The sequence below is a fragment of the Pedobacter alluvionis genome, from assembly GCF_003664035.1.
Lineage (GTDB): Bacteria > Bacteroidota > Bacteroidia > Sphingobacteriales > Sphingobacteriaceae > Pedobacter > Pedobacter alluvionis.
Genome location: NZ_RCCK01000011.1, coordinates 39,408 through 65,522, shown reverse-complemented (window position 1 = coordinate 65,522; position 26,115 = coordinate 39,408). Strand labels below are relative to the sequence as shown.

Annotated in this window: 23 protein-coding genes; 16 read left to right on the top strand and 7 right to left on the bottom strand. The window is 37.9% G+C overall.

The window, feature by feature from the left end; translation table 11 throughout:
- Positions 1–650 precede the first annotated feature (650 nt).
- The 5 genes from BCL90_RS25400 to BCL90_RS08040 form a co-directional block, all read right to left on the bottom strand.
- Positions 651–896: a hypothetical protein gene (locus BCL90_RS25400; RefSeq protein ID WP_134380486.1), complete on the bottom strand. Its 246-nt coding sequence runs from the start codon at positions 894–896 to the stop codon at positions 651–653.
- Between the two features lie 58 nt (positions 897–954).
- A complete protein-coding gene (locus tag BCL90_RS08055; RefSeq protein ID WP_121284556.1) occupies positions 955–1,521 on the bottom strand; it encodes a MarC family protein in 567 nt (188 codons plus the stop codon).
- Positions 1,522–1,600: 79 nt separating this feature from the next.
- On the bottom strand, positions 1,601–2,950 hold the full coding sequence (locus BCL90_RS08050) for a porin (protein WP_244095012.1): 1,350 nt from the start codon (positions 2,948–2,950) through the stop codon (positions 1,601–1,603).
- 80 nt (positions 2,951–3,030) lie between these two features.
- On the bottom strand, positions 3,031–4,506 hold the full coding sequence (locus tag BCL90_RS08045; RefSeq protein WP_121283530.1) for an amino acid permease: 1,476 nt from the start codon (positions 4,504–4,506) through the stop codon (positions 3,031–3,033).
- Between the two features lie 115 nt (positions 4,507–4,621).
- Complete coding sequence (locus BCL90_RS08040) at positions 4,622–6,868, bottom strand: sodium-translocating pyrophosphatase (protein ID WP_121283529.1); 2,247 nt, start codon at positions 6,866–6,868, stop codon at positions 4,622–4,624.
- 390 nt (positions 6,869–7,258) lie between these two features.
- Between BCL90_RS08040 and BCL90_RS08035 the strand changes: the two genes are divergently transcribed.
- The 14 genes from BCL90_RS08035 to BCL90_RS07970 all read left to right on the top strand — a co-directional run bounded on the left by BCL90_RS08035 (position 7,259) and on the right by BCL90_RS07970 (position 22,669).
- Positions 7,259–8,701 carry an APC family permease gene (locus tag BCL90_RS08035; protein ID WP_121283528.1) on the top strand — a complete coding sequence of 481 codons (1,443 nt, stop codon included), beginning with the start codon at positions 7,259–7,261 and terminating at the stop codon, positions 8,699–8,701.
- Between the two features lie 1,732 nt (positions 8,702–10,433).
- Entirely contained in the window at positions 10,434–10,829 is a 396-nt protein-coding gene (gene tssD / locus BCL90_RS08030) for a type VI secretion system tube protein TssD (protein ID WP_121283527.1), read from the top strand.
- Between the two features lie 281 nt (positions 10,830–11,110).
- The gene (tssD, locus tag BCL90_RS08025) at positions 11,111–11,506 is read left to right on the top strand and encodes a type VI secretion system tube protein TssD (protein ID WP_025145659.1); all 396 of its coding nucleotides are present in this window, start codon (positions 11,111–11,113) and stop codon (positions 11,504–11,506) included.
- A gap of 128 nt (positions 11,507–11,634) precedes the next feature.
- Positions 11,635–12,180 carry a hypothetical protein gene (locus tag BCL90_RS08020; RefSeq protein ID WP_121283526.1) on the top strand — a complete coding sequence of 182 codons (546 nt, stop codon included), beginning with the start codon at positions 11,635–11,637 and terminating at the stop codon, positions 12,178–12,180.
- A 1-nt stretch (position 12,181) separates the two neighbouring features.
- Positions 12,182–12,766 carry a T6SS effector amidase Tae4 family protein gene (locus BCL90_RS08015; protein WP_121283525.1) on the top strand — a complete coding sequence of 195 codons (585 nt, stop codon included), beginning with the start codon at positions 12,182–12,184 and terminating at the stop codon, positions 12,764–12,766.
- Positions 12,767–12,787: 21 nt separating this feature from the next.
- Entirely contained in the window at positions 12,788–14,581 is a 1,794-nt protein-coding gene (locus tag BCL90_RS08010) for a type VI secretion system Vgr family protein (RefSeq protein ID WP_121283524.1), read from the top strand.
- Between the two features lie 5 nt (positions 14,582–14,586).
- Entirely contained in the window at positions 14,587–15,582 is a 996-nt protein-coding gene (locus BCL90_RS08005; RefSeq protein WP_121283523.1) for a hypothetical protein, read from the top strand.
- Positions 15,557–16,771, top strand: coding sequence for a PAAR-like protein (locus tag BCL90_RS08000; protein ID WP_121283522.1), 1,215 nt, complete (start codon positions 15,557–15,559; stop codon positions 16,769–16,771). The genes BCL90_RS08005 and BCL90_RS08000 overlap by 26 nt, the downstream gene beginning before the upstream one ends.
- Positions 16,772–16,865: 94 nt before the next feature.
- On the top strand, positions 16,866–17,336 hold the full coding sequence (locus tag BCL90_RS07995) for a hypothetical protein (protein WP_134380489.1): 471 nt from the start codon (positions 16,866–16,868) through the stop codon (positions 17,334–17,336).
- A 261-nt stretch (positions 17,337–17,597) separates the two neighbouring features.
- Positions 17,598–18,101 carry a tetratricopeptide repeat protein gene (locus BCL90_RS07990; RefSeq protein WP_121283520.1) on the top strand — a complete coding sequence of 168 codons (504 nt, stop codon included), beginning with the start codon at positions 17,598–17,600 and terminating at the stop codon, positions 18,099–18,101.
- 129 nt (positions 18,102–18,230) lie between these two features.
- Positions 18,231–19,178 carry a TIGR01212 family radical SAM protein gene (locus BCL90_RS07985; protein WP_121283519.1) on the top strand — a complete coding sequence of 316 codons (948 nt, stop codon included), beginning with the start codon at positions 18,231–18,233 and terminating at the stop codon, positions 19,176–19,178.
- Between the two features lie 346 nt (positions 19,179–19,524).
- Positions 19,525–20,931 (top strand): ammonium transporter, encoded by a 1,407-nt coding sequence (locus BCL90_RS07980; protein WP_121283518.1) that lies wholly within the window; start codon positions 19,525–19,527, stop codon positions 20,929–20,931.
- A 36-nt stretch (positions 20,932–20,967) separates the two neighbouring features.
- Entirely contained in the window at positions 20,968–21,993 is a 1,026-nt protein-coding gene (locus BCL90_RS07975; protein ID WP_121283517.1) for a porin, read from the top strand.
- A 97-nt stretch (positions 21,994–22,090) separates the two neighbouring features.
- Positions 22,091–22,669 carry a DUF4468 domain-containing protein gene (locus BCL90_RS07970; protein WP_121283516.1) on the top strand — a complete coding sequence of 193 codons (579 nt, stop codon included), beginning with the start codon at positions 22,091–22,093 and terminating at the stop codon, positions 22,667–22,669.
- Positions 22,670–22,679: 10 nt separating this feature from the next.
- On the opposite strand, the gene BCL90_RS07965 is transcribed toward BCL90_RS07970, so the two are convergent.
- A complete protein-coding gene (locus BCL90_RS07965) occupies positions 22,680–23,147 on the bottom strand; it encodes an SRPBCC family protein (protein ID WP_121283515.1) in 468 nt (155 codons plus the stop codon).
- Positions 23,148–23,787: 640 nt separating this feature from the next.
- Positions 23,788–24,261, bottom strand: coding sequence for a ribonuclease H-like YkuK family protein (locus BCL90_RS07955; protein WP_121283513.1), 474 nt, complete (start codon positions 24,259–24,261; stop codon positions 23,788–23,790).
- Between the two features lie 213 nt (positions 24,262–24,474).
- Between BCL90_RS07955 and BCL90_RS07950 the strand changes: the two genes are divergently transcribed.
- A complete protein-coding gene (locus tag BCL90_RS07950) occupies positions 24,475–24,693 on the top strand; it encodes a hypothetical protein (protein ID WP_121283512.1) in 219 nt (72 codons plus the stop codon).
- 50 nt (positions 24,694–24,743) lie between these two features.
- Positions 24,744–26,048, top strand: a complete 1,305-nt coding sequence (locus BCL90_RS07945; RefSeq protein WP_121283511.1) for a DEAD/DEAH box helicase — start codon at positions 24,744–24,746, stop codon at positions 26,046–26,048.
- Positions 26,049–26,115 lie beyond the last annotated feature (67 nt).

The following is a 26,115-nucleotide window of genomic DNA, read 5'->3' as shown; positions in this document are numbered from 1 at the left end:
TGGGATTTCATGATCGATAGTTTTAGCTCTGACCACCATTCCTGCGCAGGCCTATCATGCAGACACATCTACATTGGCTGCATTTGTTTTTTATAGCACATATTCCTAAGGCGATCGTCATGCTGAATTTATTTCAGCATCTTTACTGCCATTAACTGGTCCTCATTCCTTAAGAAGCAATAGTTTTGGGGATAAATGTTGATTTTTTCCGCTCTTTGCCGCGGGGCATTGTACTTTGGAGCGCCAAAGTACCCAAAGCGCTTTGTCAATCCAGCAATGTGGCTTCTCACCGCCCACGCTCATCAAAAAAAAGTGGCACTTCGTTTTGTGTTCAATTTATATTAAATTTTGAATTCAATGCTAATGAACACAAAACCACTGCGTTTCAGGTTTGGCAATGCTATTTGGGCTATTGTGCACCTGTTTTTTTGATTCTCCCGCCACTTGGGATTGACGGCGTCCTTCGGTAAAGACTGTGGTTTATTAAAGGCAGCTAGCATGATGCCCAACCAAACCATTATTAAAAAAGAGGTGTCCACACGATAGGCGCAGGCCGGAATCCTAATGCTTTAAGATTTCCAATCAACCCGATAGCTATCGGGTTGGAAATGACGAATCTATTAAGAAAATAGAAATCGATTCAATATATACTACGTATGTTCAAACCAGGATCTGAAATTCCTTTTGACGTATTTCACCGCCTCTACTAAAACGGCAATGGCTCCAATAATTAAGGTATATTCTTCAAAGCTGTTCATGATGTAAGCTTTAATATTTAGATGAATATATGGAATTATTGTTACAGATTGATTGGAAGGATTGTCATTTAATAGAGTGATCGTCATTTCGACCGTAGTGGAGAAATCTTTAAACTTAGAATTTAAAGATTTCTCCATTTCGCTGCCAATGAAGAATTGGCAGGCTTCAGTCGAAATAACGATCTAGCCGGACCTGCTAAAGCCCTGTATTATTCCTGAACAATTTAATCGCAATGGCCAATAAAATTACCCCAAAAGCCTTACGTAAGATGTTTAAGCCTGATTTTCCGAAAAGTTTTTCCAGTCTGTTGGTGTTCTTCAGCACGAAATAGACAAACAACATGTTGAGTATAATGCCCACCAGTATATTTTGAGTATGGTATTCTGTTTTTAACGAAAGTAGGGTAGTCATTGTTCCGGCTCCGGCAATTAAAGGAAAAGCCAATGGAACGATGGACACCGTTTCGGGTGCTTCTTCTTTAAAAATGGTTAACCCCAATACCATTTCCATGGCGATAAAAAAGATAACGAATGAGCCTGCAATAGCGAAAGATTCTACATCTAATCCAATTACTTTTAATAGCGATTCGCCAACAAATAAAAAAATGATCATTAAACCTGCTGCCACCAGCGATGCTTTTTCCGATTCGATATGTCCTGCTTTTCTACGTAATTCGATTACAACGGGAATGGCACCCAAAATATCAATAATAGCGAAGAGCACCATCGTTGTGGATAGGATCTGGCTTAAGTTGAACGTCATAAAATCGAATTTCATAGCAGCGCAATTTTAAGCAAAGGTAACGCAATTTGTATCAATTTCTCAATTGTACCATTATTTATTAGAAATAGAACTGTGTTCTTAACGTAAGCACATTATCTTTTCTATCAGCAGTATACCCCTGAATCTGGGTCGATTCGTTTTTAATGATATCATAATAAAGCACTGCTTTAAAATGTGGGTTAAAGTGGTGTAAAAAACCAAAGCCAAAAGTATCAAAACGAACATCGGCAGGAGATAGCCCCTGGTCGCTGGAAATATCAAGTCCTTTTACTTTTGCATTCGGATCGTATCGATCATACTTTAAAATAAGCTGGTTGTCGGTACTGCTTAAAGTTTGTACAAACGTAAGGTATGCACCATTAAAAGTTCTGGTATAATAGGGTAGTGCTACCGATTTACTATCAACAGGATAAGAGCCCGGTGTGGTTGAGGTTGTTGATGTGCCTGTTTGTAAGCCTGATATTACTTCTGCCCTCAGCTCAGATTTCCAGCTCTTGGTTGTTGTGGCCAGCTGAATATCGGCACCATAATATCTCCGTGGGGCAACCTTGTTGATGGTATTGGCCGACGAATCCTTCATCATTCTCCATTGGTCGTTGATTCTGTCCATCTTATAACTTACGGGCAAGCGGTGATTTAGCCCGCCTTGTAGCGTGCTTATACCGCCCGCAATGGTAAATTTATTAAATGCATAAGTTTTATGGCTTAACCTGAAAATGAAATCTTTACTGTTGTCAAATTCTCCAGGCCCGGCTAAGCCCTGGCCGTTGTAAATGCCAAAATCGAATACAAAGTTTTTAAGTCTGGCATCTTTCCACCGAGGGTTTAAGGTAAAAGTAACCCCAAGATCGCGTTCTGTTTTCATTAAAATTTGCGACATCCGTCCGCGCTCCGGTGCTTCCCTGACTGAAGACGATAACTGCAGTTCATTTCCAAACGGACGGCCCGAAAGGCCAAGTGTTACTGCCAGTATCTTCCATTTGTTTTCGTAATAACGTCCCCAAAAATCGCGGATGGCCACACCTTGTTCCGTACCGTCAAACTGGAGTACAAAATAGGTAGAAGGACTCCCATCTTCTGTGAGCATCATATAGTCGGCTCTTAAGCGACCTCTTCTCAATCTGAACCGGTTGTTGGTAAATTCGCCAAAATTCCCTCCCTGGTATTCTGCCTGTGTACCATTTGATTGCGCAAGCTGAAATTGTGGCTGTAAATATCCACTGAACGATAATGAGCCATATTTTTTTGATATAATAAGCAAATGGTTTACCGTTGTAGAATCCATTACATCGTTAATTGTTCTTTGTGCATAGCCTAATGTGGATATGAATAGTAAAACAACAGTTAAAGAGAAATAAACGCTCTTAATTTTAGCAGAATTGCGGTACATCTTATCAATTTTCTGCAAAGGTAGTTTTTTAACAATTATTTAACATAAAAAAAGCCCCGACTTTAAATCGGGGCTTTAATTTTTTTGAGAAATATAGCTTATTTAGCATCTTTCAAATGTGAATTCTTTTTACTGTATCCGAAGTAAATGATAAAGCCTAAAGCTAACCAGCCAAATAATCTTAACCAGTTTGTCCAGCCTAAACCAAGAATCATTAAGCCACAGGCAACCACACCAAGAATTGGAATTAGTGGTACCCAAGGTGTTCTAAACTGACGAGGAAGATCGGGGTCGGTTTTTCTTAAGATGATTACCGCTACACAAACCAACATAAAGGCAAATAAAGTACCAATACTGGTCATATCGCCCACTACATCACCTGGGATAAATGCAGCAAATAAGCCTACAATTACCAGGATCACTAAATTTGCTTTATAAGGTGTTTTAAATTTAGGGTGCAATTCGCTGAACATTTTTGGTAATAAACCATCTTTACTCATCGAATAGAATACACGGCTTTGGCCTAATAACATTACCAGGATTACAGAAGAGAAACCTGCTAAGATAGCTACGGTAACCAATTTAGCTAACCAGCTATAGCCTGTCATATATTCGCTGATTGCAGCTACAACTGATGCCTCACCACCTTTGGTTCTGAAGAACTCAACCGGAGCGATACCTGTTAAAACGTGTGCAAATAAGATGTATAAAACAGTACATACTGCTAATGAACCTAAGATACCGATTGGCATTGCGGTTTTAGGGTTTTTAGTCTCCTGCGCTGCGGTACTTACTGCATCAAAGCCGATAAATGCAAAAAATACTGTTCCTGCAGCACCGATAACTCCCCAGAAACCACCAAAACTATGGCTGATACCGGCATGATCAACATAAGTAGTCGCTTCTGGAATATATGGATGGTGGTTTGCTTCGTGTATAAAGCCCCAACCCAATATAATGATCAGGATAACGATACCTACTTTTGTGATTACGATTATTCCGTTTACAAAAGCTGATTCTGAAGTTCCTTTAATTAAAAGTAAACTCAATAAGGCTACAATAAATAATGCAGGAAGATTAATTATACCATTTACGGTTCCATCAGGGTGCGATTGGAAAGGCGAGTGGCACCACTCATACGGTATGGGCGAAGTATGCAATACCTCTACCAGTAATTTATTTAAGTATTCGCTCCAGGCAATACCTACTGTTGCAGCTCCAACGGCATATTCCAACACCAAATCCCAGCCAATTACCCAGGCCATAAGCTCGCCCATGGTGGCATAAGTGTAAGTGTAAGCACTACCTGAAATCGGAATAGATGATGATAATTCTGCGTAGCATAAACCGGCTAATGCACAACCTATTGCAGCAATAATAAAGCCGATGGTAACAGATGGCCCGGCGTTTTGTGCAGCAGCAGCTGCTGTTCTAACAAATAGACCAGCACCAATAATTGCGCCCACACCCAATGCCACTAATGCACCGGCGCTAAGTGTACGCTTTAAGCCTTTGGCTGAATCTCCTGCTTCTTCTAGCAGCAAATGCATTGGCTTCTTAGTAAATAAACCCATATTTTAGTTTTTGTTTAGATTATTTCAGCTCCAAACCTAAATAAAAATTACGAAAATGTAAAAGGGATTTAAGTTAAAAATCCCTTTTATGCTTTTTCTATCCAGGTTTTTACAACTAATGCGCTAAAGTATCGGTTGTATTGATTAAAGTATCGGTTTTTGTGTTGCCCAAACCATCGGTTTTTTGCTCAATTCTGATTTCTTTACGAACTTCTGTACGGTGTTCGCCTGCAATTGCCTTAACTGCGATGTAAGGAGCAATAACTAGTGAAACGATAGACATTAATTTGATCAAAATGTTCATCGAAGGGCCTGAAGTATCTTTAAAAGGATCACCAACAGTATCTCCGGTTACAGAAGCTTTATGTGGTTCTGATTTTTTATAGTGCATTTCACCATTAATCATTACACCTTGTTCGAAAGATTTTTTAGCATTATCCCATGCACCGCCGGCATTGCTCTGGAAAATTCCCATCAATACACCAGTTACGGTAACACCGGCCAATAAACCGCCTAAAACTTCTGGTCCAAAGGTAAAGCCCACAATTACGGGGGTTATTAAAGCAATAGCACCAGGCATCATCATTTCACGGATAGAGGCCTTGGTAGAAATGGCCACACACTTTTCGTATTCGGGTTTTGCTTTGTATTCCATAATACCGGGGATTTCCCTAAACTGGCGACGCACTTCCTGCACCATATCCATCGCGGCTTTACCAACCGCCTGAATACATAAAGCAGAGAAAATAAAAGGGATCATTCCGCCAACAAATAAACCTGCCAGAACAGGTGCTTTATAGATGTCTATCGCGGTAATGCCTGCAATACCAACAAAGGCAGCAAATAAAGCCAGAGAGGTTAACGCAGCTGACGCAATAGCAAAACCTTTTCCTGTTGCTGCGGTGGTGTTACCTACTGCATCTAAATTATCGGTACGCTCGCGCACTTCAGGAGGGAGCTGGCTCATTTCGGCAATACCACCTGCATTATCCGCAATCGGTCCGAAAGCATCTATTGCCAACTGCATGGCTGTGGTTGCCATCATACCCGCTGCGGCAATAGCCACGCCATACAAACCGGCGAAATGATAGGAAGCCATAATTCCACCTGCCAATACCAGGATAGGGATCACGGTAGATTTCATCCCAACTGCTAAACCTGCAATAATATTGGTGGCATGCCCGGTTGAGGATTGTTGGATAATTGAATTTACAGGTCCTTTGCCCATTGCGGTGAAATATTCGGTTACGATACTCATAATCGTACCCACTACCAAACCCACCATAATGGCATAAAACACATTGATGCTCGAGAATTCATATCCACGAAGTTTAAGCGTTTCAGGCAGCATCCATTTCACAATAAAGAATGAAGCTACGGCTGTAATCACAATTGACGACCAGTTACCCAGGTTCAACGCATTTTGAACATTTGATTTTTCATCTTTAATGGTGACAAACCAGGTTCCGATGATCGAAAATATAATGCCCATTCCACAGATTACCATGGGTAGAAGGATAGGAGACATTCCTCCAAAATTATCTTTTACATCAATCTCCTGCCCTAAAACCATTGTAGCCAGAATAGTGGCTACATACGAGCCGAATAAGTCGGCACCCATACCGGCAACATCACCCACGTTATCGCCCACGTTATCGGCAATGGTAGCAGGGTTGCGCACATCATCTTCAGGAATTCCGGCCTCAACTTTTCCCACCAAATCGGCACCAACATCAGCGGCTTTGGTATAGATACCACCGCCAACACGGGCAAATAAGGCAATAGATTCGGCACCCAAAGAAAACCCGGTTAAAACTTCTATTGCAGTTTTCATTTCAGTACTGTTAACCGAAACAACGTTGAAATGCTTAAGAAATATAATAAACAAACCACCTAAACCTAAAACGGCTAGTCCGGCAACACCCAAACCCATTACCGTACCTCCGGTAAATGATACTTTTAAGGCTTGTTTTAAACTCGTTCTGGCGGCCTGAGTGGTTCGTACATTGGCTTTAGTGGCCGATTTCATACCGATATAACCTGCTGTTGCAGAAAATACTGCTCCAATTAGGAAAGAGATGGAGATAATCCAGCTCGAATGCATCGGAATACCATTTATTTCAGTAATGGTTCCTGAATAGGCCAGGAGTGCAGCGGTAAAAACAGCGAAAATGCTCAATACCCTCCATTCAGCTTTTAAAAAGGCCATAGCGCCATCGGCTATGTAGCCCGCAAGTTCCTGCATGTTTTGATCACCCGCATCCTGCTTGTTTACCCAGGCGCTTTTAATCATCATAACTATAATCCCAACAAGGCCCAGCGCCGGGATACAGTAAATTAAATTGTTTTGTAAAAATTCCATAGTTAATAATTGGTTTTTATATTTGGTTAGTTGTTTATTTAGTTCAATGGTTCATTAGTCATTAGTTCAATGGTCATTGCTGATTGGTTATTGATACCTGGTCATTTTGTAATTGGGTCAACTGGTTAACTGTTTAAATCGGTTAATTGTCTCCAAACGCCCAATGCTAAACCCCAAACTGCTTAACTGGTTAATCGACGCTAGTCGCCAACGCCTCTCGCTAAGCGCTCTGCTCCAAACTCTTCGCTAGCAACACTCTAGCAAGATAACAAAATATTTTTGTGGTTAAAATTTTACAGCACCTGCGAATAAAATTTTGTCATCATAAAATAATATCCTACAATTTCTTTTTTTTAAATAAATTAGCGACAAACTAAACCAGACTAAAAAATGAAAATTGAAAAAGAAGATGGACCTTCCAGAAGAAAGTTAAGCCTTTTTGATGCCACAATGTTGGTAATGGGCTCAATGATCGGAAGCGGTATCTTTATTGTTAGTGCCGATATCATGAGGAACTTAGGTTCTGGTTATTGGCTAATTGTAGTCTGGATAATCACCGGCGTAATGACCGTTGCAGCTGCAATTTCTTATGGAGAACTTTCTTCTATGTTTCCAAAGGCGGGTGGGCAATACACCTATCTGAAAGAGATTTTTGGTAAAATGATGGGGTTTCTTTATGGTTGGGGCTTGTTTACTGTAATCCAAACCGGAACTATAGCGGCTGTTGCTGTTGCTTTTGGTAAATTTACGGCTTACCTCATCCCTGCATTAAATGATGCTGCTCCAATTTTCCAAAGCGGCGGTTATAAAATTACCTGGATTCAGATTTTGGCTATCGGAGTAATTTTGCTTTTAACTTATATCAATACAAAAGGTGTTGAGGGCGGCAAAATTTTGCAAAATATTTTTACAGGTTCTAAAATTGTCGCTTTAATTGGCTTGATTATTTTAGGCTTTCTTTTGGTGAAAAACAGTTTTTGGACAGGAAACATGAGCTTTGGCTGGGGCGCTTTCAATAATCTTAAAACAGATCCCAGCGGCAATTTTCTGAAATCGGGATGGGAATCTATCTCCGGAATGGCCATAATGGGCGGAATTGCAGCTGCAATGGTAGGTTCTGTATTTTCGAGCGTTGCCTGGGAAAACGTAACTTTTGTTTCAGGAGAAATCGAAAACCCTAAAAAAAATGTAGTGCGTTCTATGGTTTTGGGCACCTCAGCGGTAATGATTCTTTATTTATTGGTTAATTTTATCTATCTCAATACCTTAAACCGGGATAGTATTGCTTTTGCCTTAAATGATCGGGTTGCTGTTGCAGCCTCAGAACAAATTTTTGGTAGTGGGGTTGGCACAATCATAATTGCTTTGCTGGTAATGATTTCTACTTTCGGCTGTGTTAATGGAATCGTATTGGCAGGGGCAAGGGTGTTTCAAACCATGGCAAAAGACGGCATGTTTTTTAAGGCAGCACTTAAGAACAATAAAAACGGCGTTCCTGAAAGATCACTTTGGATGCAGGGCATTTGGGCATCTGCCTTATGTTTGAGTGGGCAATATGGTAATCTTTTAGATATGATCTCCTTTGTTATTGTGCTCTTTTATATGATTACTGTTTTTGGTGTGATTTATCTAAGAATAAAACAACCTGGTTTAGAAAGACCTTACAAAACCTGGTTATATCCGGTTACGCCAATAATTTATTTATTAATCGGTGCAGCATTTTGCATTTTGCTTTTAATTTATAAACAACAATATACCTGGCCGGGACTAATAATTGTTTTGCTGGGTGTGCCTGTTTACTTTTTGATTAATAAAAAAGAACAACAGGAGTAGTTGTCTCATAAATATAGAATTGTCATCCTGAGGGATAATTTATTTTATAAAAATCAATATAAATGACAATATTAATCTATGCGTAAAAATCCCTTTAGTTACCGTCATTTCGAGCGGAGTGCAACGCAGTCGAGAAATCTAACTAAATAGATCTCTCCATTTCGCTGCGCTACAGTCGAGATGACGACCTTTCTATTGAAGTCTGTCAACGGTAGTTTGTCGAAGGACGTTTTTTAAATGTGTTACAAGGCGTTTCGACACTTCGTCAAGCTCAGTATAGGCTGAGCTCAACGTGACAATTCGATTGAATACAATTTATGATACAGCCTCTACACATTAAAGGATAATTGCTTGTCAACCAACTTTTAGGTCTCAAATCTCATATCTAGCCTCACCAGCCTCATTTTTACACTTTGAAAATCAGGGTTCTGTTTCAATTGGTTCCGAAAGTCCCGTTATCCGCTTTACTCACCCGATAGAAAAAATCGGCTTCGTGTTCGCTGCTACCGGGTTTAGTTAACTTAAAGCTGTGCATTAAACTCAATTTCTAAACCCGACATAGCGGATACCGGCCATGCGCCTAAGGCCTGCAGGCGTATGAGCATGTGGCGGGACTGACACAAAAAAGAATTACAGGCTTTGCTTTTCTAAAAAAGAGAACTCAATTTTTAAACTCTGAAAGTAGCAGGGTATTTTCCCTAAATCCTAAATCCTAAAACATATGCTTAATCTTACCGCTCAAGATCCAGCCTCTAAAAACTCATTTTGAAAATCAGGGTTCTGTTTCAATTGGTTCCGAAAGTCCCGTTATACGCTTTACTCACCCGATAGAAAAAAATCGGGTTCGTGTTCGCTGCTACCGGGTTTAGTTAACTTTAAGCTGTGCATTAAACTAACTTTTCTAAACCCGATACAGCGGATACCGGCCATGCGCCTAAGGCCTGCAGGCGTATGAGTATATGGCGGGAATGACATAAAAAAGAACTACAGGCTTTGCTTTTCTAAAAAAGAGAACTCAATTTTTAAACTCTGAAAGTAGCAGGGTGTTTTCCCTAAATCCTAAATCCTAAATCCTAAATCCTAAATCCTAAAACATATGCTTAATCTTACCGCTCAAGATCCAGCCGCTAAAAACTCATTTTGAAAATCAGGGTTCTGTTTCAATCGGTTCCGAAAGTCCCGTTATACGCTTTACTCACCCGATAGAAAAAAATCGGGTTCGTGTTCGCTGCTACCGGGTTTAGTTAACTTAAAGCTGTGCATTAAACTCAATTTCTAAACCCGACATAGCGGATACCGGCCATGCGCCTAAGGCCTGCAGGCGTATGAGTATATGGCGGGACTGACACAAAAAAGAATTACAGGCTTTGCTTTTCTAAAAAAATGAATGAACTAAATTTTCAAACGCTTAGAAAAAATCAAAGCTTATTCGCTGCTATGGGGTTTAGTTAACACCTGCCGCCTAAATTTTGTATATATTTTTATACTTATTTTTTACATCATTGTATGCCTGTAACTTCATTATAGATGATTTTTCCACATTTATTAAAAACCTAAAATGTTAGTTCTAGTATGGTTTTAAGCAGGTTTTTATGTAATTTTCGTTTTTTTATTTAAGAGTTATTGGTTGTTAATCAATAGTATAGTGTATTTGTTGGCCTGATATTTGGTTTAGGGAAAGTGGTAGCTGCAGCAACCTTAACCAAATTTTTAACCTTTAAATTTTAAACTTATGGCTTTCAAAGCTAGATTAAACTTTTCGGGCAAGGAGTACGATGTACTTCACTGTGCCTATGCATTAAACCGTGATGTAGATGCTAAAGGAAGACCTTCTTCCGGAGTTTACGGCGGTACCATCGATATTGAGATCGAATCAACTGAAGATACCTCAATAATCGAGGCGATGGTAAACAACCAGTACAAACCTATTACAGGAACCCTTCTGATCAAGAAAACAGAGGAAGATGCCAAAATGAAAGAAGTTAACTTCGAAGACGGTTACATTGTTAAATATTCCGAAGGAATCAACATTGTTGGCGATCACCCGATGACGCTCAAGTTCCAGATTTCAGCCCGCAAGCTTAAATTAGGAAGCGCCGAGCATGTTAACGATTGGCCAAAAGCCTAGAGAAAGGTTGAGGGTAGAAAGGCTGAAGGTGTAAGGTTTAAAACGCCAACCGCCACACGTCAAGCCCAATGCTTAGTTAGGTAGAAGGTGTAAGGTTTAGGGTTTAAGGCATTTAAATGCCAACCTCCATGCGCCAAGCCCCATGCTTAGTTAGGTTGAGGGTAGAAAGGCTGAAGGTGTAAGGTTTAAAACGCCTAACACTAAGCACCATGCTCTTCGCTCCACGCTAACCGCCAACCGCAATTCATTTCATTTTTCAAAAACATTTAAATTTTACTACAATGGCATTCAAAACCCGTTTAAACTTAGGATCAAAAGAATTTGATGTACTACAGTGCAGCTTTTCATTAAATAGAGATGTTGATGCAAAAGGCCGTCCATCGTCAGGTGTTTATGGTGGTACCATCCACATCGAAATCGAATCAACTGAAGATACTTCAGTAATTGAATCAATGGTTAACAACCAGTACAAGCCGCTTTCCGGAACATTGGTCTTCAAAAAAGGCGAAGAAGATTCAAAAATGAAGGAACTGTCTTTCGAAGATGGTTACATCATCCAGTATAACGAAGGTATTGCGGTAAACGACAATACCCCGATGACTTTAAGCTTCGTAGTATCTGCCCGTAAACTAAAACTCGGCAATGCAGAACACGAAAACGATTGGCCAAAAGCATAGTATTTGTATAGGTTGGGTAATAGCTAACAAGCTAATGCCCAGCCTGATTTTATACTACGCTCACAAAAAGAAGGGAAATAAAACCAAAACACCTTCTTAACCATTAGAAATTTTTAAATAACCTCTTCATGCAAAACAGACTTATTTCTGGAACAGGTAAAGTTGAATCGGCATATAACAGAAAATATGCCTGCATCATACTATTAACATTTTTATGTATTGCTTTTGCGGCATGTAAGCAAAATAAAAGCAAAAATCTTTCATCTACCGTTGTTATTAAAGATTCATCGTCAATAGTAGATAAAAATCTGCCGTTGGCAGAAGAAAAATATCAGGATCCACCAAAATCATTAATACAGAATCTTAAACAGCAAGCCTTGCACATCGTTTTGGTAAATGTAACCACGGTCGATTCTGTTTACAATTCGGAAAAGATTTTTAGCGCTAAAATATTGAAATCTTTTAAAGGCAGGCTAAAAGCCGGAGATAGCCTAAAATATATGGCCATGAACGATATGAAATACGTTAAACACCCAAACGATACCTTGATAGTTTTTCTTGACAAATCTAAATCACCTGTTTCATCAGGAGATAAAGATGTGTTTCTCTACGCATTGGAAAATGCATCATTCATTGGCAACAAATACCTTGATTCACTTTTGACCAGAAAATAATATGCCACTTTCTTTGCCAGCTTTTAACGATTTAAGAACCAATTACCCTACAACAAGTAGCGACCTGGTTAAAGCAACTATTGGTGGTGCTGTTAATGCAGCCTACATTACCAATACCTGTGTGGTTAGAATGAGCAGGGCATTTAATTATTTGAGTGTTGATAATAATATTTTCACCCTAAATACCCCAAGCTGGAAATATACCACAAAACAAGCATTTCAGGCCCAGGAAAAAGTAAAGGTACATGCAATTCCTAAACGGTATGCGTTTACCAAGAAATTCGAAACTATTGCAGGCGCCGATCAAAAACGCTATTGCTTCCGTGTGTCCGAATTTTTCGATTATCTGAACCATAAATACAATAAAAGTAACCACTCACTTATTTTAAAATCAGGCAAATTTTTTGCGCAGTCAGAGATACGCGATTTTACAGATAAGATTAGCAACAAAACCGGCATTATATGTTTTAAAACCAAATTTAGTGATGCAACAGGCCACTTTACCTTATGGGATGGTTATAAATGTTTGTATCAGGATTATTTTCTGGACCCCCGGACCTCAGAAATATACCTTTGGGAATGTTAATGCAATATTAAAATAACTACTATGGAAAATAAATTAATCTCCGAAATCAATATAGAAGACAAAGCCATTCTTCATTTTGCCTCCTTTTCCCTACAGCAAGCTTTTAATGATCACCATTATTTCGAGCTGCGGTTTAATCACGATCAAATGGGTGCACCCGGATTGGTCAGTTTAGACGACAGTCGAGATTTTGTAGGTAAAACCTTAACCGCTTCTTTTGGCTACACGCCAGAAAAAATGCAGCACTTTGCCGGCCTGGTTACCCGGGTTGAATTGGCACAAAGCCACGGCTATCACGGTGTTTTAATTGTAAGTGGCTATAGTCCAACTGTATTGATAGACCGTGGACCTGATTTAGGATCCTATTTGGATAAAGATTTAGATACCATAGTAAAACTGGCTACCAAAGATACCCCGGCAAATGACCTGACTATAGTAGCCAATGCCTCAAGAAAATCGCCCATCGATTATCTGATCCAGTACCGCGAAAGCGATTTCGATTTTCTCAACCGTTTATCTGGCGAGTACCACGAATGGTTTTTTTACGATGGTAAACAACTCAACTTTGGTAAACCCGATGAGCAAAAAGAAGTGGCCTTATTTTATGGCCGCGATGTGCAAAACTTGCAATACGCCATGGAAGTTTCGCCGATAAAATATAAACGTTTTGCTTATAACCCTAAGCAGGATGAAATGCTGCATAGCGAGAGTACAGGGAAAGCAGACGGAAATCCAGATTTGGCGCATGCCATTAACGCCTCTAATTCGATGTACAGCAAAACCTTTAACCAGCCTTCATTAATCAGGGTTGACAATAGTAGCGACATTAAAAGCCATGTAGAAAACGAAGAAAAGGCCCACATCAGCGAATTGCTTAAAGTTAATGCCAGTGGTGACAATGCCGAACTTGGTATTGGTACCCTTGCCGAAATTATGATGAGCCTGCGTAAAGAACTTAGCTTCTCTACAGAAAGTCTGGGTAAATTCCTGATCACCAAAATCAAACATGATATAGATGGAACCGGCAAATACCACAATACCTTTGAAGGTGTAGTGGCTACAACCGAGCGTTTGATGGTAAGAAATTACGAAAAACCACATTCCGATATGCAGCTGGCCGATGTGATTGATAATGATGATCCACAGGGGCAGGGCCGGATTAAGGTTAAATTTAAGTGGGAATGCCAAACCAACGACCCAACTGAATGGTTAAGGGTTGTTAGCCCCAATGCCGGAAGTGGCGATACAGGGAAAAACAGGGGTTTCCATGTCATCCCTGAAAAGGGCGATCAGGTGGTCGTTGCTTTTGAAGAGGGCAACGTGGCCAGGCCTGTAGTAATGGGTAGCGTGTACCATGGCAAAAGTGGTGATAGCAGTGGATTCAAGAATAGCAACATTAAAGGCATGACTTCAAGAAAGGGAAGTGCACTTACCTTTGATGATTTGGGACATCATCTTGAGCTAGGAACTAACAAGAACAATTTCGTGAAGATTGAAAATGGTCCGGGATTGATTACGGCAGAATCTACCGAAACAATTGTACTAAAAACGGGTCTGAGTAGTATTACATTGGCAAACGATGGTACGATTACTTTAATAGGAAAAGATATAAACATTATTGGGAGCAATTCAATTAACGTAAATGCAGATTGTCAAGGATTAAAGTTGGCCAAGGGAGAAGCTCCGCCTGCACCGGGAACTAATGTTAATATCGGCAAAAAAGGAACTACAACCGTAAATACAGGGGCGAGCACAATTTTAACCGATGCAAAGGGAGAACACACTTTAAATGGCAAAAATGTAAATATTAACTAAGTATTATGAACGAAGAAAATAAATCAGTAGACTATAAGAGATGGAGTTTATTGTCTGATGATAATGAGCCAAATGTTAAAGAAGAAGTTATTGATGCACCTCAGACAAATATATTACATGATTTGGCATTCAAGAAATCTAATGCAAGCAGGATTTATAGAAGTGAATCCTTGTCTCTAATGCGTATTGATGATATTATCGTGAGTAAGTCATCTACCATGACAGATTTTAAACTAACAGTGCAGGATGCAGGGGCACATTCGGTTGTTAAAATCGAAATTCTAAAAAGCCATTTGGATAATAATATTGAAGAGCTAAATAGCTTTAATGACTTACTGTATAAAATAGCATCTGTTAAAGACAATATTGTTTTAAAATTAGATATATATGGCTCAATACAAAATTTACTAAATAGGGAAGAACTTAAAGAAAAATGGTTAGCTGTACGTTCTGATCTACTAAATGATAGAAAGTTTTTAATGTTTAAGCCAGAAGAGCAAGAATTAATTCTTAAAGGTGGTGATGATGAATATTTAAGTGATTTTGATTTGGTTGAATTTTTAAATAGGGGGTATACAATTTATGTAATGATGTTTATTGGTTATTGGAAAGAATATAAGGCAAAGCAAACATATTCGCTAAACAGGAAATTTAAAAACTCAACCTTATTTAAAGATCAAATTATTCCATTAGATTTTGAAGTGAAACTTAAGCGTTACCACAATGAAACAGGCGTAAGCGAATTAGAGATGCAAGGAATTGAACCTGATGATATTAATATAGATAACTTAAGAAAAGTCTACAAAGAAGCTTATCCTTTTGCAAAATTTGATATGGAAGAATATAGCTACGATTTCGAGGCAACTTATGATATTGAAAATGAAAGCGGATTAGTGAAAAAAATGAATGCAACTGTTTTTGAAAAAGCTGGTAGTATAGAGATGTTCATGGATTGTAACATTAAAGAACTTAAAGATGAAAAAAGCAATATTGCCGAGTAAGGTATATTTGGTTTGCAGTAGCGGCATGATGAAATCTGAATTGGTTGTGTTTAGTCAGGGAACTGTGTACAATGATAAAAAAAACCGATTGATAGCAACAAAAGAAGATCGGTTTGGTGATTTCATGTGTAAGTACGCTTTAATTCTTGGTGCACTGGTTGCTGGTGCACTGGTTGCATCAGGTGGAAGTTTAGCTGCTATTTTATTCACGGTTATGATTGCAACAGGTATTAGTTTAAGTATGTGTGCTATTGTTAATCTATTTAATGGCGGTGGATGGAAAAAAATACACCCAAAAGTTTATGTAGAAAAGAAAAATGTACTTACTGATAAATCCTATTTCAGTTGTCCAATTGGTGGTACAATTATCCCTATTTACGATAAGAATATAGCTTCTCAACAAGCAGAAATTTTTAGGAATAAAGCGACAACAGAAATAGCAATGTCTTTTATAGGTGGATGGATGCTTGGTGGTTATGGTGCTTATTGCGTTTCCGCACAAGTTGGGTTTGGGGGTTATATGGCAGGTATGACTTCTGGATATTTCTTGAATGTTGGCGTTAACATTCTCCAAGATGAAATTAAGAATCAAGTAAATGGAGAAATGACAGATAGTCAAAAAGATAGTCCTCTTTTTAATGAAGGTATTTATGGCGCACCAAATGATTTAGGTTATTATGCCCCAAAAATGAGCGGTGATGAAAATTCTGTAAAAACTGGAGTAGAAGCAAGGGGAATTCATGATAATAGGGAAGAAATTATTAGAAAAGGCACGGAAAATGCTCAAAAACAACGTGTTAATCCAAATGCAGGTCCATTAAATAATCCTTACAATAAAAATAAGTTTAATGCTAGAGAAAAAGAAATTAGGAAGCAGTACGGCAAACATAATTACAGACGTAGTGAGGAATGGAAAAGCATGCAAAGAGAAAAAGCATCATTTAATAGGGGATTGGGGCAAAAAGAGTTAACCTCACGTCACACCAAAAATTTAAGGGATGGAGGAAAAGGATTTATAAATGGATTTGACCCTAGATCATCTGCTGGGCAACTTTTTTGGGCTGGGACGATTTTCGAGACTGTAAGTAACATAGTTATTGAGCAGGATCAACGGGCTTTGTTAGATGCTGCTGCAAATCCGGAAGCGATTGCTAAACAGAAATTAGGTGTATTTGCTAAAAAAGCTTAAAAAAGATAGTATGTTCAAAAATCTTTGGATCACAAATAAAATTTTATTCTTTAGTATTCTATTAACATCGATATTATTTTTTAAGGTGTTAGTTATGAGTGTTATAACTTATCAGGAATTAACATTAAACAGAGGGGTGGTAAGTGAAATTAGGTTAGATAAAGAAGGAAGAAGAACATATTTGCGTTTTAGATTACAATCTCATAATGATCTATTCTATCAGGTATATAGAGGGAAATTCTTTGATGTCAATTTAAATAAGTTGCAGAAGTTGGATACAATTTCATTTTATACGGCAGATGAGAAATTTTCTCCACCTCCATTAATTAATAAGTCTAATCAAAGAGGATTTTACTATTATCCAATTTTTAATATCAATAATCAAAAGAGCATTTTGGATATTTTTCTGTATGAATACACAAGAACATCAATTTCAAACACGATTATGTTGATTGCTATTATTTCGTGTATTGTCTGCCTGTTTCCTATTTTAATGATTACAAAATGGCCGAATAAAATTTTAATACTAATCATCGAATTAAGTTTTATTTGGCTAATGGTTTAGCGTGATAAAACAGAATAAACGTCTTTATTATATAACAGACCATCGGCCAAATGCATTAGAAAAATAGCTCAAATAATTTCTTATATTATTAATAACCAAACTTTATATCTAGCCATACCCTTGGTATTAACATTTGTTTTTTGTGCTGATGAGTTTAAAAAAAGACTATAGATATATAAATAATTTGCATAAAAAATTATCAAATGCTTCTTATGTATTAATCGGAATATTTATTTTACTAATTACTATTTATTAACCGCTATGGAAAAAAAACAACCTTTGAGAGGTAATAAGCTGATCATATTTGGTATCTTGTTTACAGCATTCATGCTATTTGTTGGCTATAAGATTTTATTCAATTCTAATGACGAAACAAATATAACGGCGATAAATCAAAAATTGAAATCAGGTAAAGGAATAGAACAGTTTGATAAGGGGCTTGAGTATTATGATCAAAAAAAATATACTGAAGCCAGTAAATATTTTGAGGAATCAATAAACAATGGTTTTCCAGTAGCACATGCTTTATTAGGGGAATGTAAATTGCACCTTAATGATTTAAAGTCAGCCCAATATCATCTGCTACAAGCTTTAGCAGTAGAAAATGGTGAAAATGAATTAGCGGGATATTATTCGGGAGTAGAATATAATCTCGGCATGGTTTATTATATGCAGAAAGATACCAAAAATGCAATAATACATTTGCAAAAGGCAAATCAGCTCGGAAATAAAGATGCAAACACATATCTATCTAAAATAAGATAAGTTTAGTCAGCTTTAAATTTACAGGGCTATTCGTTAATAGCCGCTAAATGTTTGCCCAATCTCACATCTCATGTCTAATCTCTCAAATCTCATCTTACCTCTCAAACAAAAAGCGTATTTTTGCAGCAAATGGGAACACTCGTAGATTCAGGTATAAAGGGATATAAAAATTACGGCACGCATTTGCGCGAAAAGTATAAGGGGCAACGTGTATTTAAAGTAATTGTAGATGGTGGATTTACCTGTCCAAACCGGGATGGGAGCAAAGGTTTTGGTGGATGTACGTATTGTAATGTAGATTCTTTTACACCCGAACCATCGCGTAAAAATCCAAATATTAAAGATCAGCTCGAAGAGGGCATGTTGAGGGCGAAAACATCTTATAAAGCTGATAAGTATATTGTTTACTTTCAGCCCAATACCAATACTTATGCGCCGGTGCATTATTTAAAGATGATGTACGATGAAGCGCTATCGGTTAATACAGAAGATATTGTTGGTTTTGCAGTGGGTACACGCCCTGATTGCATTGATGCCGAAAAGGTTGCGCTACTGGAAAGTTATACCGATCGTTTTGATGTAGATTTAGAGATGGGGATGGAATCCATTTATGATGAAACCCTTGATCAGATCAACAGAGGTTGCAGTCATGGTGAATTTGTTGCTGCAGTAGAACTTTTAAAAGACAGTAAACTCGATCTCTGTGTGCATACCATTTTTGGCTTCCCCTGGGAAACCAGAGAGCAAATGCATGGTTATATCCACGAAATTAACCGTTTCCCGCAAATCAAGTTTGTGAAATTTCACCACCTCCATGTGGTAGAGGGTTCGATAATGGGGTCTAAATATAAAAAAGAGCCTTTTAAATTGTTTTCGCTTGAAGAGTATACTGATTTACTTTGTGAGTTAATTCCTTTATTGCGTCCGGATATTGTGATTCAGCGGCTTTTTGGTATTTCAGATTGGGATTTGTTGATTGCGCCTAACTGGGGGCTTAATAAATCGGCAATTCAGACCTATATGGATAAAGAAATTGAAAAAAGAGGAGTTGTGCAGGGGTCTGCTTATTTTTCTTAGAAATTTAAATTATTCTGTTATTTTTTTAAAAACCTATGGATTTTCATGGGTTTTTTGTTTTTTGTTAATTTTTTTGATCTGTTTTTTTAAAATTTTAGCTAAAATAGTGTAAATAGTAGTTAATATGTGATTTTGTTTTTATCAAAAACTTGTATTAAAATAACCTGTATTTTTTGTTATTTTTATTTTTATGGTTAGTTTTTGTTTTGTTTTGCAAAAATTAATCGTTTTTATTAAAATATTTAGATTAAATGGTGTAAAAAATGCAATATGTTGTATTTTTATAAAAATAAATCAAGCATATTTAAATTATTTAAACGTTTCAAACAAATTAAGCTAAAAAACTATGGGTAAATTCTCCTTTAAACAGTTCGCGCCTTTTGCGATCTTGATGATTGTCGCAATTTTCGCTCTATTTATTCCACTTCTTCCTAATTTTGATGAAGGTAAGTATAGTGGACCAGACATTGCTTTTATATTAATCGCAGCTGCACTAGTGTTTTTAATGACTCCAGGCCTTGCATTCTTTTATGGTGGAATGGTTCATCGTAAAAATGTATTGTCTACCATGATTAAAAGTGTGGTAGCGGCAGGAGTAATCACAGTTTTATGGACAGTTGTAGGTTTTAGTTTAGCTTTTGGTGATACCATTGGCGGTTTTATTGGAAACCCTTCCACATTCCTGTTCTTTAAAGGTGTAAATTCCGGAGCACCACATCTTCAGGGAGGAGCAGACTTAACTATTCCGCTTTCTTTGTTTGCTGTGTTTCAATTAATGTTTGCCATCATTACACCAGGTTTGGTAGTTGGAGCCGTTGCTGAGCGTATCCGTTTTACTTCCTATATTTTATTTATTGTTTTATTCGCCATATTTGTTTACTCACCGTTAGCACACTGGACATGGCATCCACAAGGTTTCTTGTTTAAAATGGGCGTGTTAGACTTTGCTGGTGGTACTGTAGTGCACATTTCCGCAGGTATGGCCGCTTTAGCTGGTGCATTGGTTTTAAAACGTAGAAAATCTCACTTAGAGCATAAAGAAGTTCCGCCGGCTAATATCCCTTATGTATTAATTGGTACAGGTTTATTATGGTTTGGTTGGTTCGGTTTTAACGCCGGTTCTGCATTAAGCGCAGGTAGTTTAGCTGTTTCTGCATTTTTAACTACAAATACCGCTGCTGGTGCCGCTGGTTTATCGTGGATGTTCTTCGATGTAGCAAGAGGTAAAAAACCTTCAGTATTGGGTTTTTGTATCGGTGCGGTAGTTGGTTTAGTAGCCATTACACCAGGTGCAGGTTTTGTAAGTATCTCATCAAGTATATTTATTGGTGCTATTGCCGCAGTAATCTCCAATCTTGTGGTTTCATGGAAACAAAAAACCAGTTTAGATGATACATTGGATGTTTTCCCTTGCCACGGTGTAGGTGGTATCGTTGGGATGTTGTTAACGGGTGTTTTTGCTACAAAAACGGTAAATGCTGCGGGTGCTGATGGTTTGTTTTATGGCAATCCGGCTTTCTTTATCACACAATTAAAAGGTGCGGTGATTGTAATCATATTCAGTTTTGTTGTATCATTCGTAATTTTCAAATTCGTAAATCTGATCAATCCAATCAGGGTTTCTGAAGAAGAAGAAGAGCTAGGTCTTGATGCTTCTCAACATGATGAGAAATACTCTCAAGGTACTTTACTGGTAGAGGAGAGAGCGATCTATATCGAAAAAAACAGTCCGCTAACAGAACCAATTTCTTAAGGATTTTATATATCTAAACTCAAAACAAGCTCAAACATGAAGAAACTTTTAACCGCTATTTTTGCAATGGCCAGCACTACGTGTGCCCTGGCGCAAGAGACCACAACATCACCACTTGAAATTTCAGGGTCGGTAGATACGTACTTTAAATATGATTTTGCTAAAAATCCATTAAATGGAAAAACATCTTTTGTAACGGATCACAACTCGGTATCATTAGGTATGATTGATATTGCCCTAAAGAAAAAAACAGGTAAAGCTTCATTTGTTGGAGAACTTTCTTTTGGCCCGAGAGGACAATCGCAATCTATTCCTGATGCGGCAGCTGGAGGTTCGTCTTTTAATATTCAAAACTTATATGTTAACTACGATTTTACCGATCAGTTTAGTATGACAGCAGGTTACATGGGTACATTCATTGGATATGAGGTAATCTCACCGGTTGGAAACTTTAACTATTCTACTTCATACCTGTTTACCAATGGTCCTTTCCAGAATGCGGGGATTAAAGCCACTTATAAATTCAGCGATAAAGTAAGTTTAATGGCTGGTTTATTTAACGATTGGAACGTTTACTCAGCTTCGAGAGGTGTTTCGGCTATTGGTGGCCAGTTAATGGTTGCTCCTGTTGAAGGCTGGACAGCTTATATCAATGCTTTATCTGGCGCTGGTTTTGGCGGATACGGAACTATTGTAGATTTAACTACTTCGTATCAAATTACGGAGAAATTTAAATTGGGTTTAAATGCCGCTAATTATGATATCAAAGATAGTTCGGTACCAGGAAGTTACGCAGGTGCAGCGCTATATCCTCAATTTGCTGTATTGGATGCGGTAACTTTAGGTTTAAGAGGTGAGTACTTTAAATTTAAAGCCGCGGGTGCAGTTCCGGCTACTGCTTTTACTGCAGTAACACTTACAGCAAACATTAAATCTGGTGGTTTAACATTTATCCCAGAAGTAAGATTAGACCATAACAGTGATAAACCTTTCTTTAACAAGAGTGGTGCTTTAGCTCCAAACGGTGGCCAGTTCTCTTTGGCAGCAGTTTACGCTTTTTAAGGAAATAAAAATATTAATATAAGGCCGTTCCGATGTAAAATCGGGACGGCTTTTTCTTACCTTTAAATATTTAGATTTGTCTATTAACCGATTTCAAATGAAACACCTTCTTTTTATTACTCTTGCTTTTCTTTCCGTTCAATTATCCGCACAGCAGAAACAGTTTTCTAAAGATGATAACGGTAAATTTATCTATTATAAGGTGGTAGATTCGCAAGCGGTAAGCAAAGATACTTTACTGCAAAGGTCTAAATCTTTTGTTAATGTGGCTTATAAAAAATCGATGACACAAGAAACTGTTACCGATTCTTCTGTTCTGGCGAAAGGAACTCTGGTGATCGATAAAACAATTTTAGTGGCTGGCCATCCAAGCGGAGAGGTAAGTTATAATTTTGTTTTTGAGGCACGTAATGGCAAATACAGGTTTTGGTTAACCGATCTGCTGTTTATCCCATACCAGCGCGACCGTTACGGGAATTTTGTAGCCACTACTAAAATTGGAGTGCCTTTAGAGCGTACACCAGGTAAACTTAATGCTGGTGCATGGAAAGATATTTTAAATAGCGCCTATAACAAAATAGAAAAATTCGGTGATGACTTTAAGAAGTATTTAGCAACCAGTAAAGTAGAGAAAACCAGGAAGAAAACTGAAACCATTTCTACCAAAAAATGGTAAAAGCTTTGAGTTAAAACTTACCGAAAAGTTCTTCAACTTTCTGATAACGGAACTTAAAAATCCCGTTGATTTTATTATTCACAATTATCGCATTTGCGATGCTGCCAATTGGTCCCCAACCTATGCTATAGTGTAACGTATCGTGCATTAAAACGCCTCCGTCTATTTTTTCGAAATGGTGTTGATGGTGCCAGAAAGCAAATGGGCCGAAACGCTGCTCGTCTATAAAATATTCTTTATCCTTAACATGGGTAATTTCGGTTACCCAGCTTAACTTAATTCCAAAAAGAGGAGAGACCTTATAAGTAATAATTAAACCCGGATACATTTTGGTGTTGGCCATATTTGGCGAGGTAACATCAAAAGTCATGTCTTTTGGGGTAATTTCTGCCAGATTTAAGGGTGAAGAGAAAAAGTCCCATGCAGTATCTAAATCTATTGGAAGTTTCTGCGTAAATTCTAATCTATAAGTTTTCAAGTGCTTGTTTTAAATTACAACAACAAAGATGCGGTTTTGTTGGGTTTAACCGCAAAGTTTGCAAAGGGAAACAAAAAGATCGCAGAGTTAGGCGCTATAGATTCGTTACTCCAGCCCTGGTAGCAAGAAGAAAACAAAAAATAGCGTTATCCTAAGTCGGTCAAAGGAAAAGTTACTTTTATTTCGACTATAAAAGGTCTTCGACAGGCTATCATTGACGTGGTTTAACAAGTTGTTATTAATCAGTATTTTAATCATTTTAGCATTTCTGCCCAGCTAGGCCATAGCACGGTACTCCCGTTCTACTTAAATCCGGCCTAACAAATTTTTCGGGCTGCACTGTTCTGGCCGAACAACTGGCTTCAAAAGAAAAATTTTCAGCCGGTGTTTTTTGTTTCTTTTTGACACCAAAAAGAAAGAGCCCTTCGGCGGCGGCGAGCCGAGGCAAGATCGAGGCGTATGGCAAAAGACATCAATTGTACGTCACTCATATTGATTTTAAACAATTAATTAATCCTCAGACTGAAAACAACTTATTTTTGGCTTAACAATGTTGGGAATAAAGGCAATAGGCTTAGTATCTCCGAAACAGAACTTCCGGACTAAACCATCATCCCTTTTCCATCCCACATCTTCCGTCCTAATGCACCATTTTATCTGCACAGGTAGAGCTTGCAAATGCTTCCGGTTTAGCTTTAAAAATAAAACCCATGCTTAAAATATAACCCATGGCATCATTTAGTGCTTTGTTGGATTTAAATAACGGACTTGTATTGATATCGGCATGTACTTCTAAAGCCACATCATAAATGTCAAGTAAATCGCAAATGGAATAAGCGGTTTCGATAGATTTCTGTACTTCCATTAACATTCTTTCTTTGATGCTAACCTGCTGCGTACTCTTTTCCTGATGGATGTACATAAAACCGCCATGATGTTCTCTTAAGAGCACAATCACAGTTGCAAAATCGGTTACTGCACCTTTTACCTGCGAATCGGTACCGATGCAAACTTTAAGTTTAAAGCCGTTTTCACTTTCTCTGATAATCGCATTTTCTACTTCTTCCAGGATTGAAGATTGAATAATTTCACCACTAAATTTTTTCCACGTCATACATTGTATTTTTTGAGGTTAACGAATGGCAATCAGGTTTTTATAAAAATAAGCGCTAAAAATTAAATATATGTTAAGCCAGGATTGTTTATTTGCTAACAAAAAGTTAGTTATCAACAAGTTAATCATAATAGTTTGAATGAACTTCTAATTTATTGAAACAAATTATTATTCGGACCGTTAATATTTGTACATTCATTAAAATTCTTAATTATGAGAGCAGAATTAATTCAAGAGCTCCAGTTATTACAAAATAGCAGAGCTAATAAATTTGTAGATGAACTGGCAGACAAAATCTTATCTTCGGTTGATGCCGTTAATGAAAAGGTAATATCTTCTATGTCTAAACGCGGCAGCATGTTAATATTGCTTGACAAAAGACTTAACTTCTCTACTCTTCGGAAGCTGCGGAGCAGATTTTTAAAATCCTAACTAAGGCTACCGTTTTCGCCCTGAAGAGAAATGATTACCTTTATGGCGGAATGATGGAAAATGCCTTAAAAAAATTAAACATTTCTGCACTTAATGAGATGCAGGAGTCTTCTGTAAAAGCAGCTAAGACCGGTAAAGATGTAATATTAATAGCGCCAACGGGTTCGGGGAAAACGTTGGCCTTTTTATTGCCATTGCTTTCCAATTTAAAAACTGGAGTTAAAGGCGTACAGGCTTTGGTTCTGGTTCCTTCAAGAGAACTTGCACTTCAAATTGAGCAGGTTTTTAAACAAATGGGCACTTCGTTTAAGGTAAACTGCTGTTATGGAGGTCATGCGGTAAGGATAGAAAAAAATAACCTCGCACACCCACCAGCCGTCCTGATTGGAACACCTGGCAGGATCGCTTACCATTTGGAGCATCAGAACTTTGACGAGTCTTTTATAGAAACCTTAGTTTTAGATGAATTTGATAAAGCATTGGAGTTTGGCTTTGAAAATGATATGTCTTATATCATTGGCTCGCTGCTTTCTTTAAAACAGCGTATACTTACATCTGCCACTAAAATGGAAGAAATTCCGGCTTTTGTAAAGTTAAATGCACCTGTTGAAGTTGATTATTCAAAAAATATAGAAGCAAAACCAGATCTAAAGCTCAAAAAAATAACAGTACCTGCAGCCGATAAGTTAGATTACCTATTCAGATTACTGAGCAAAATAGGCAGTAAAAATACATTGGTATTCTGTAACCACAGGGAAACGGTAGATCGGATAAGTGATTTATTGTTTGAAAATGGTTTAGGACACGATGTTTTTCATGGTGGAATGGAGCAATTTGATCGCGAAAAAGCCTTGCTTAAATTTAGAAATGGTAGCCATAGGATTTTAATTACAACAGATCTGGCTGCACGTGGTCTTGATATCCCGGAAGTGGAACATATTGTACACTATCAATTGCCCTATACCGAAGATGCCTATATTCACCGCAATGGTCGCACGGCGCGCATGCATGCAAAAGGAACTGCCTATGCCATTTTAACCAGCGAAGAAAACTACAAATACCTGCCCGATGATATTGAGGAGGAAGTTTTGGAAGACCGGTATGTTTTACCACAGGAGAGTGATTGGGTAACCTTATATCTGGCACATGGTAAGAAAGATAAAATTAATAAAATTGACATTGTGGGCCTGTTTTTACAAAAAGGAGAATTGGCAAAGGATGATTTAGGACTGATAGAAGTTAAAGATACAACCAGTTATGTGGCTGTAAAACGAAGTAAGATAACCCAATTGTTAAAAAAACTAAACGGCGAAAAAATTAAAGGAAAGAAACTTAAATTAGAGATAGCGAGTTAGAAGATGAGTCCGGGAGTCGGCAGTCTGGATAGCTAAATCAAAAATTTTAAGCATTTTGCAACATTAA